Source organism: Pseudomonadota bacterium (assembly GCA_011049115.1).
In the GTDB taxonomy this organism is placed as follows: Bacteria; Desulfobacterota; Anaeroferrophillalia; order Anaeroferrophillales; family Tharpellaceae; genus DSCM01.
Map to the genome: position 1 here is coordinate 1 of DSCM01000097.1, position 8,647 is coordinate 8,647.

Below are 8,647 nucleotides of genomic sequence, written 5' to 3' on the forward strand. Positions count from 1 at the left end.
AGCCGCTTGGCCCGATAGGGATAGAGCGGCGGGGCCTGATAACTCAACACCGGGACCTGATCGAGATCCTCCAGCCGATAGCTGCCGGCCAAGGGCGTCAACGGGGCCACGCCATAAGCCGTAGTCAGCTGCAGGGCCGGTTCCGGCGGCGCCAAAACCAGTTCCGGGGCCTGCACCAGTCGCGGCAGCGCCTGGCTTTGCGGCTGCGACGTCGGCAGGGGCTCGGGTTTGACTTCCTCGGGTTGGGGTTTTTGCTCCGCGAGCAGCGGTTCCGGCGGCGGCTCCCGAAACAGATATACCCGCTGCCGGCGGATCCGCTCCCCGCGCTCTTCCCGCTGCTGGACGAGATGCGGAATCAAAGAAAAAAGACAACCATTGACCGCCAGCGCCAGCAGCAGGGCTGCCGCGTAAATTCGCCACGAAACCTTGTCCATCAATGCCCCCCGGAAGCCTCGGTGGCGGCCAGACTGACCCTTACGGCTCCGGCCAGACGGCATTGATCCATGACCTGAACGATGACGCCGGTATGGCTTTCCCGGTCGCCGACCACAATCACCTCGCCGCCCGGATTTTCGGCGATCGCCCGGGCGATATGGCTGCGCACGGTGCGGATATCGACCCGCCGGCCGTCAAAAAAAACCTCGCCGGAGCTGGTTACCGCCACCAGGATATTACTGTTGTGTCCGGCGCCGGCGGTGGTCGCCGTCGGGCGCTCGACCTCGACCCCGGTTTCGCGCACGAAACTGGTGGTCACCATAAAAAAGATCAGCAACAGAAAAACCAGATCAATCAGCGGCGAAATATTGATTTCGGCGGGGCCGCGGCTGCGTCTGAAACTTTGTCGGACATTGATCATAATCTAAACCAACCGTTTTAAGGTGATAATGGATTCCTGCAGACGCTGTCGCAGCCGTCTAGCTTTAAGCGCCAGCAGGGCCGCCGCGAAGATGCCGGGGATGGCGACCAGAAGGCCGCTTTGGGTGGTGATCAGGGCTTCGGAGATCCCGCCGGCCAGAGCCCGGGCGTTGCCGGTACCGAACAATGCGATGACGTCAAAAGTGGTGATCATGCCGGTCACCGTGCCCAGAAGCCCAAGCAGCGGCGAGACCGCGGCCAGAACGCCGATGCCGGCGATATGCCGGTCGATACCCACCTGCAACTTAAACCGGCATTCGTCCAGCAGGCGGCGGTTGAGATTACGGTCGGAGCTCAGGTTGGCCTGCAGGAAATAAATAATCCGCCGGCGCAGCCCCAGCCCCGCTGCCGTCGGTTCACCCTGGCGCTGACGCCGGACCAATTCGGCCAGATCCAGATCTCGAAACTCCAGCCGGAAAAAGGTGTAGATCCGTTCCGCGATCAGGGTCCACATGAGCAGGGAAACCAGCAGCAACGGATACATAACCGCGCCCCCGCCCTGAAAATAGGCCGTCAACTCGCCCCAGGGACCGTCCTGACCACACAGACAGACCAATCGTTCAAACAGGGCAATCACGACACCGCTCCCCGGCGCAACGATAAATGATATTGATCAGAGTCACCGATTTTTCCTCCATGTCGCCGACGATATGCTCTACCCGCCGGTCCAGGAAGGTATGCACCAACATGATGGGAATCGCGACGATCAAACCCAGCATGGTGGTGACTAGGGCCACCGAAATGCCACCGGACATCAGACGCGGGTCGCCGGTGCCGTGAATATTGATGACCTCAAAGGTGCCGATCATGCCGGTCACCGTGCCCAGCAGTCCGAGCAGCGGCGCCACGGCCCCCATGACATTGAGCAGCGGCAGGGCCCTTTCCAGACGCGGCAGTTCTTTAAGAATCGCCTCCTGCAAAACGCTTTCAAGAACCTCCCGGCCCTCGTGACGAGCCGTAAGACCAGCCCGGACCACATTATAGACCGGGGTCTTCCGACCTTCGATCAGGCGGCGGCAACCGTCCCAATCGCCGCTCGCGGCCCGGCGGTTCACCTCGTTCATGGTCCGGTCGGTGTTATCATGAACCCGTTTGAGAAAAACGACCCGTTCCAGACTGATAAAAATAGCGGCCACGGCCAGCAACAGAATCGGCCAGACCAGAACGCCGCCCTCCTGCACCCGTTCAATCACCCCTTTTTGTCGGGCCAATTGTTGCAGGGCGGCCCCGTTGGCCAGATCCAGGGGAAGCCTTTCCTCTTCGCCGTTCAGATATTTCCGCAGAATCCGCTGTTGCCCCCGGGGCAGGTCGAGATCAAGCAGGCTCAAACTGCGCTTGGCGGGATTATAGTCCAGCAGCCGGGGAATCTCGGCGGCCAGCCGGACGATGACAAAGGGTCCGGCCAGCAGGACCCGGCCCCGCTCGGCGCTGCCGTCCCCGGCAAAAAAGTCAGCCTCGGCGAGGTTAACCTGAGCACCATACTCCATTTCGGTTTCAAAAAGTTCGACCATCACCTCCAGGTCGTCAAGACCGGGGAAATGATTGGCGTCCAGAATCCGGTTGAGGCGCTCCGGTCGGTCCGGTTCCAGAGCCGTAAAGGGCGAGGCGATCAGAATCTCCTGCAACTGTTTGGCGCTGATTCTCACCGACGCGGTCAGGTTGGTCATCAGCTCATCGTCGGCGATCTGTTCCGCTTGCAACCGCTCGACCTCGCGCTGTTTGGCGGACAGGCACTGCTGTTGTTCGGTGATCCGCCTTTCCAGTTGGGCGACCTCGGTCCGCAACCGGGCCTGCGTTTGTTTTAAATCCTCTTTGCGTAAACGAATACGCTGACTCTGCTCCGCCTTTTGCCGGGCGCTCTCCGCTTTCCTTTCCGCCACCTGACGGTAGACGGACCGCAGATCGGCGGCGCGGGCCGCCGGCGCCGCCGGCAGGCAACTCAGTAAAATAATCAAGGAATAAGCGATCAGTTTTCTGTTCATGGTTTGACAATCCTTCCAATCGGCAGACTCACCAACTCGGCCGCCGTTTCCCGACGGACAATGGCCATGGCCCGTGAAATATCGGCGACATTCTCGACCGGCAGCAAGCGGAAACCACCCAACCCCGGATCATAGACACCCGCCGACTTTTGATCCAGGGTCCGGAAAAACAGAGCCAGTCGGCCGATACGCAGAAGATCCACTTGCCGCTGCCGCCCATCCAGAACAATCTCCTCGCGATAGACCTCGTTACTAAAACCATATTCGGTCTCCACCAGCAAGGCTTCGAAAACCCGGCGAAACTGTTCATGCGGCGGCGTATAAGAGTCACTCAGCACGACATCAAGATCGTCGAACCGTTTCCGTCTTTCCCCGGACAAAAAGGGCGTGCCCTGAGCCTTTCTTTCAGCCAGACGCTGGCAGACCGGCCGCAGCCAGTCCAACAAACCATCACGCAATTTCTGACTCTCCACAAGACGGCGCTGACCGGCGACAAGCCGTTGCTCCTCCGTCTTCAGCGCCAGTTCCAGACTCTCGGACCGCCGCCGCAACTCCGCCTGCCGGCGCTCAAGACCTGCAATCTCCTTGCCAAGCTCTCTTTCCTCCCGACTCCACTCTTCGGCTTCCTTTTGCGCCGCTTGCTGGTTGTTCAAGGTTTCACCGGCCATGCCGACCAAAGACGGCTCGGCGCCGGCCGCTCCCGCCAGCGCCAACCAGCCCAGCAGCAACAAGCATCCCCATATCCGGAAAATCAATTTCACCTCCTGAATCCACTCACGGCCCAATCCGGCCCTTAGTCCCGCAACCCTGCTGCCGTCTGGCAACGCCCGCAAACAAATACCCTTCTCAGAGCATTTTTCTATTCCGCGAACAAACAGCCCGCAAGCTCACCGATAACGTCAACAGCCAAGATCGCCGGCAGTACGAGCTTGGCTGTTGACGACCACATCCGCGGCTACAAGTTTAACGACACGCAATTACTTAGACCAAGCTAACTAATTAGTCAACAAAAAAAACTATTACCCGTGCCTTACAGATTATTTTCTTGTTTTTTTCAACCTTTTACTACAACAAAAACCAGAAAATGTTCTGATCAGAGCACTTTTAGTTGTGATACTCTAAAATTGCCGAGATAGGCATAAGTAACGGGATCGAAATTGGGAAACTGCATGCCATAGGGACCCTGTTCATGCTCCTCGATATCGAAATACAAGCCAAAAACCCAGCGCAGACCCTCGGTCCGATTGCTCGACAGCCGCAGTTTCTGGGTCCAGGTGTCGGTTTTACTATCGTTGAACTGAATGAGTCCGTCGAAAACGGGATTTTCGCCGAAATCGGCATCATAGTCCCCCCGGGTGTCGAGAACCCGGTGTCGTCGTCGAGGTCAGCGTGGCCCGGCCAAAGGCATAACTCATGACGAGGCTCTGAGTGCTGCTCTCAACGTCCTGAAACGTATCCTCATCGTAGCGGACATGCTCGGCATCATCCCGCTCGAAGTCAGTGACCCGCGACCCGCCGGGCAGACCGTAACCATGATCCCAGTGGTCTTTGCTATAATCGTTTGCAACCGTCAGTCGGGCCTCAAATCTGTCCGTCGGCTTGCAGAGCAGATAAACCCCGATCTTGGAGTCCGTCTCCCGGTCGGCATCCTCATCCCCGCCCGGATAATCGTTTTCTATCCAGCCGTCGCTTTGCTGATAGAAACCATTCACTCCGAGAAACAGCCTGTCCTTCACTATCGGTCCGCTGAGATTCAAGGACCCCGATAAGGTGTTGAAACTGCCGTAGTCGATATTGAAGGCTCCCTGCCAGGTATCGCCCGGATCCTGGGTCACGATGTTGATGACCGCGCCGATGGCATCCTTGCCGTACAGGGTGCCCTGGGAGCCACGCAAGACCTCGATCCGCTCCACATTAACCAGCGAAGCGTCAAAGCCGAAAGCGTGACTGTAAGGCACGCCGTCGATATAGATCACCACCGGATTATTGCTGGTGAATATGGAGGTGTTCAGCCCCCGGGAATTAATCGCATTACCGCGATTGGAACTATCGCCTCATGTTAGGAATCTCCCGAATGACATCGGGAATGTCCTTGATTCCTTTCTCCTCCAGAGTGATTTCATCGATAACCGTGATGCTCTGGGGCACGTCGGTCACATCCTCCTCGATCTTGTTAGCCGTGACCTTGATAATGCCGTCTTCTTTCGGTTCATCCTCGGCCGCCCATGATCTGCTCAGCCCCGGCAGAAGCAACAGAACGCCCAGCAAAACCACCACCATCGCCCCTTACGCCGCCGAGTTGCAGCCAGGGCGCGGTCGATGATCCGAGCAAATAGCCGGCGAAAGCGATGGCGGCGGCCGCGATCGGCGCGGAAAAACCGACGATCAGCGAGATCCAGCCGGAAATAAAAGCCGGAAGCGGCCCAAAGGCCTGTGATAGAGATAGGCGTATTCTCCACCGGCCCGGGGCAGCATCGCCCCCAAGCTCCCCGTAGCACACGGCTCAGGCCAGGGCGAAAATTCCGCCGAGCAACCAGCACCAGAGCAGGGTTTTCGGTTCACCGATTTCGGCGATAATAAAACCCGAGGTGGTAAAAACACTACTGCCCACCATATTGGCGATGACCAGCACGGTGGCGGAGAGTAAACCGAGATCCCGTTTCAGACCGGCAGAAATTGTCGCATCATTCATAATTGTTTCCTCTTCGACTCAGCGCGGAATGTCACACGATTTGATTTTCAGCTGATGCCCAGGCCCACCGTCGAAGATGATTTCAAAGCTGTCCGCGGCCGGTTTTTCCAGCTCGATGGTCCCGGTGAAATCAAGTCGGCCGCGACTGAGCAGTTTTCCCAGCCCGTCCCGAACCTCGATGGTCGCCCCGGCCGCATCCGAACCATCAGAGAAAGCCCCCTCACAGGTGAGACTGCCGTCGCCGTTGGTAAAACAGGTAAAAATGGGCGAATGCGCCCAGCCCATCCCGAACCTACCAAAAAGCATGGTCAAGACAATCATCATCACTACGTTTATGCGTTTACCCATATCATTACCTCACAGTTCATTTTCGGTTTGAAAAAACAAGCCGCTCCGAGGTCAAGCAAGCGCGAAGGGGCCTTGGGCTCACAAAACCCGCTTTCACATCAGAACGTCACATTGACCCCGCCGTAGAAAAAGGTCGGCTCCCTTTCGTCGTCATTGAAAAGATTGTCGATGCCGACAAAAAGCTTCAACTGATCAGTAATTCCCTTGGCAACATAGGCATGCACCAGGGCGTAGTCGGGTTCGTCGCCGGCCGAGCTGTAAGCCTTGCCGTAATAGCTGGTTCTGAGATTGGCGTGCAGGCGCAAAACCTCGTTCTGATAGCTGAGCTTGAGATCACCCTTGAAATTCGGTTGGCCTTCAAGTTCCTTGCCGGTTTCCCGGTTTTCCGTGTCCAGCCAGGTCGCGCCGCCGTCCAGGGAGAAGCCCAGGGGCAAAGACAGGTTGCCGCGCAGTTCAACCCCCTGCGTCCGGGCGCTGGCAACATTTTCCAGAATGTAATAATCCTTCTTTTGCTGACCGCTGCCGATCGACTCAACAAATCGGGCTTCGATCAGATCGTCATAATCGTTGCGAAAAGCGGTCACTCCGCCCCGAAAACAGCCATAGTAACCTTCCAGTCCGACCTCATAACTTTTCGAGGTTTCCGGATCGAGATCCGGATTGGCTTCATAGATTATTTTGCCTCTCTGCCGCCATGAGGTGATAAACAATTCGGAGATGCTGGGAGCCCGAAAACCCTGACCGTAAGAGGCCTTCCATTTCAGGTGTGAATTAATATCGCAGACCAGCGAGATTTTCGGCGTCAACTCCGAACCAAACTCGGAATGCTCGTCGTAACGGGCACCCAGGACCAGGTACAACGAGTCCGTGATCTGATACTCATCCTGGATGAAGCAACTAAGATTGTCCGCATCCAATTTTCTGCCGCTGTTGTCTTCTCGGGTCTCATCGCGAAACTCCACCCCGACCGTGGCCAAATGGCGTTCAAAAAGAAGCCCCGAAAACCGGCCTTCAACCTGATTGAGCACGTAATCCTTGGCTCCTTCCTCGGTGCTGCTGGCGGCGGGATCCAGGGTGACCTCGTTGGTAAACTGCGACCGGTTCACCAGCAGCGTGAATTGGTATTTATCCATGACACGGGCGTCGTACTGCAGAAAACCGCTTAAATGTTCATCGTCAACCTCACGATTCCGGGATTTGCCTTCAATGAAGCGCAACCCTTCCATGCTGCCATTGCTGTAATCCAAGCCGCCGGTCAGCATCTGGTTGTCCCACAATTTAAAGCTGAAACGGGCCGAGCCGGAAGCAATCTCAATGTCGTCGCCGTCATCGAGCTCATCCCCGTCAATCCGGTTCCACTTGTCCTTGCCGCGATATTGCACGCCGCCGTTGAAATTAACCGGCCCGAGAAAGGCGTTTCCCCAGGCGCTGCCCAGGAAAGCATCCCCTTCGCTGTCTTTGTTAATTCCGTATTGCCCGGTTAATTCGCCCCGCAGCGTCGCCGTGGGTTTTCGGGTAATAATATTGACGACTCCGCCCAGAGCGTCGCTGCCGTACAGGGAGGACGCCGGCCCACGCACAACCTCGATCCGATCCACCATAACCACCGGAATCTGATTGATATTGACCAGATCGCCAAAACCGGCTACGATCCTTCTGCCGTCAATCAGAACCAGGGTATGCTTGCTCTTGGCGCCGCGAATGCTGGGACTCTTGACCCGCCCGGTTTCGGACGAAACCACCAGTCCCAAGGCGTTTTCCAGGGCTTCAGCCACCGTGAGAGCGTTCATCTCCTCGATCTCTTCCGCGGTCACCACTTCAATGGAACCGGGCGTCGCTTCCAGGTTTTTCTCAGTTTTAGTGGCGGTAACCACAATTTGCTCAGCGTTTTGATCACGGCCCTGCGACCAGCTGTTTTCGTTCGCGGCCACCGCGACCCCGGACAGCAGCAGCCAAAGCATGGTGATGCCCCACGCAAGAAACCACGATTGCGTGGCCTGAGTTGCCTTCATTCCGATCATCTTTTCTCTCCTTCCGACTCTCGGCGCATCTGTGCCTTGTTTTCCAGTCTCAGTTTGCGAATGCGGCGATCCATCTCACCCTTGTCCACGTCACCCCACAACATGACCTTGCGGGGTTGCGGGTTTCCGAAAAGTTCGCTGTCGGATTTCCGGGGAAAATCAAGGATCATGCTTTTGATATAGCCGTGCAGGCGCTCGTCTTCCTCGCGACTGCTCTGTTGTTTTTTCTGCTTCTGTTTGAGACGGGTGAAATCTTCCGGCAACAGACCGGGGTTCAGCCTGATGTCCAGCAACTCCGAGGTCGATTTGCGCATAAGCGTGAAATGAAACCGGCTCTGATCGTTGAGCATACCGTCCGGAGCCCAGGTCTTCAGCGCCGGGTTGTCGCCCTTCATCAGAAGATCAATCAGATCCTTGATTCCGCCCGCCGGGCTCCGGGAGATGATCAGGATGTCGTCCCGGCGGGGAATCTCTTCCCCGAACAGCCGTTTCAGACCATGCCCAAGCGCGAGAAAGGCCGTGGTCAGCCCCGGACATTCATGGCCATGAAAGGCAAAGGCCTGTTCCAGGGTAAATTCATACACCGTTGTTCCGGCCATGATCCGCAGCGGCGGAATCTCGGGTACGACAATCGTCACCCCGTTTTTCTGATGGCACTCCAAACAGTCGCCGGCCCACAGCAGCCCAGG

10 protein-coding genes and 1 pseudogene are annotated in these 8,647 nt (G+C 57.1%); all 11 read right to left on the reverse strand.

Translation table 11 applies throughout. The annotated features are described in order from the left end of the window. The coding region (locus tag ENN66_08630) for a hypothetical protein (protein ID HDS16650.1) at window positions 1-434 on the reverse strand (434 nt) is incomplete at its 3' end. Beyond that, window positions 434-856, reverse strand: a complete 423-nt coding sequence (locus ENN66_08635) for a biopolymer transporter ExbD (GenBank protein HDS16651.1) — start codon at window positions 854-856, stop codon at window positions 434-436. The genes ENN66_08635 and ENN66_08630, both read right to left, overlap by 1 nt. 3 nt (window positions 857-859) lie before the next feature. After that, window positions 860-1,399, reverse strand: coding sequence for a MotA/TolQ/ExbB proton channel family protein (locus ENN66_08640; GenBank protein ID HDS16652.1), 540 nt, complete (start codon window positions 1,397-1,399; stop codon window positions 860-862). A gap of 76 nt (window positions 1,400-1,475) precedes the next feature. After that, on the reverse strand, window positions 1,476-2,897 hold the full coding sequence (locus ENN66_08645) for a DUF3450 family protein (GenBank protein ID HDS16653.1): 1,422 nt from the start codon (window positions 2,895-2,897) through the stop codon (window positions 1,476-1,478). Next, window positions 2,894-3,775, reverse strand: coding sequence for a DUF3450 domain-containing protein (locus tag ENN66_08650; protein ID HDS16654.1), 882 nt, complete (start codon window positions 3,773-3,775; stop codon window positions 2,894-2,896). Before ENN66_08650 ends, ENN66_08645 begins: the two co-directional genes overlap by 4 nt. A gap of 462 nt (window positions 3,776-4,237) precedes the next feature. Beyond that, window positions 4,238-4,924, reverse strand: a complete 687-nt coding sequence (locus ENN66_08655; protein HDS16655.1) for a hypothetical protein — start codon at window positions 4,922-4,924, stop codon at window positions 4,238-4,240. A gap of 19 nt (window positions 4,925-4,943) precedes the next feature. Continuing rightward, the gene (locus ENN66_08660; GenBank protein ID HDS16656.1) at window positions 4,944-5,177 is read right to left on the reverse strand and encodes a hypothetical protein; all 234 of its coding nucleotides are present in this window, start codon (window positions 5,175-5,177) and stop codon (window positions 4,944-4,946) included. A 16-nt stretch (window positions 5,178-5,193) separates the two neighbouring features. Continuing rightward, window positions 5,194-5,589: pseudogene (locus ENN66_08665) on the reverse strand (amino acid permease). An 18-nt stretch (window positions 5,590-5,607) separates the two neighbouring features. Then, entirely contained in the window at window positions 5,608-5,937 is a 330-nt protein-coding gene (locus ENN66_08670) for a hypothetical protein (GenBank protein HDS16657.1), read from the reverse strand. 98 nt (window positions 5,938-6,035) lie between these two features. Next, window positions 6,036-7,958 carry a TonB-dependent receptor gene (locus tag ENN66_08675; protein ID HDS16658.1) on the reverse strand — a complete coding sequence of 641 codons (1,923 nt, stop codon included), beginning with the start codon at window positions 7,956-7,958 and terminating at the stop codon, window positions 6,036-6,038. Next, complete coding sequence (locus tag ENN66_08680; protein ID HDS16659.1) at window positions 7,955-8,620, reverse strand: hypothetical protein; 666 nt, start codon at window positions 8,618-8,620, stop codon at window positions 7,955-7,957. Before ENN66_08680 ends, ENN66_08675 begins: the two co-directional genes overlap by 4 nt. Window positions 8,621-8,647: the final 27 nt, after the last annotated feature.

Excerpts from the sequence above, each read along its gene's own strand:
- ENN66_08660 (HDS16656.1), bottom strand. The coding sequence starts at position 5,177 with ATGGTGGTGGTTTTGCTGGGCGTTCTGTTGCTTCTGCCGGGGCTGAGC.
- ENN66_08640 (HDS16652.1), bottom strand. The coding sequence starts at position 1,399 with ATGTATCCGTTGCTGCTGGTTTCCCTGCTCATGTGGACCCTGATCGCG.
- ENN66_08645 (HDS16653.1), bottom strand. The coding sequence starts at position 2,897 with ATGAACAGAAAACTGATCGCTTATTCCTTGATTATTTTACTGAGTTGC.
- ENN66_08675 (HDS16658.1), bottom strand. The coding sequence starts at position 7,958 with ATGATCGGAATGAAGGCAACTCAGGCCACGCAATCGTGGTTTCTTGCG.
- ENN66_08635 (HDS16651.1), bottom strand. The coding sequence starts at position 856 with ATGATCAATGTCCGACAAAGTTTCAGACGCAGCCGCGGCCCCGCCGAA.
- ENN66_08670 (HDS16657.1), bottom strand. The coding sequence starts at position 5,937 with ATGGGTAAACGCATAAACGTAGTGATGATGATTGTCTTGACCATGCTT.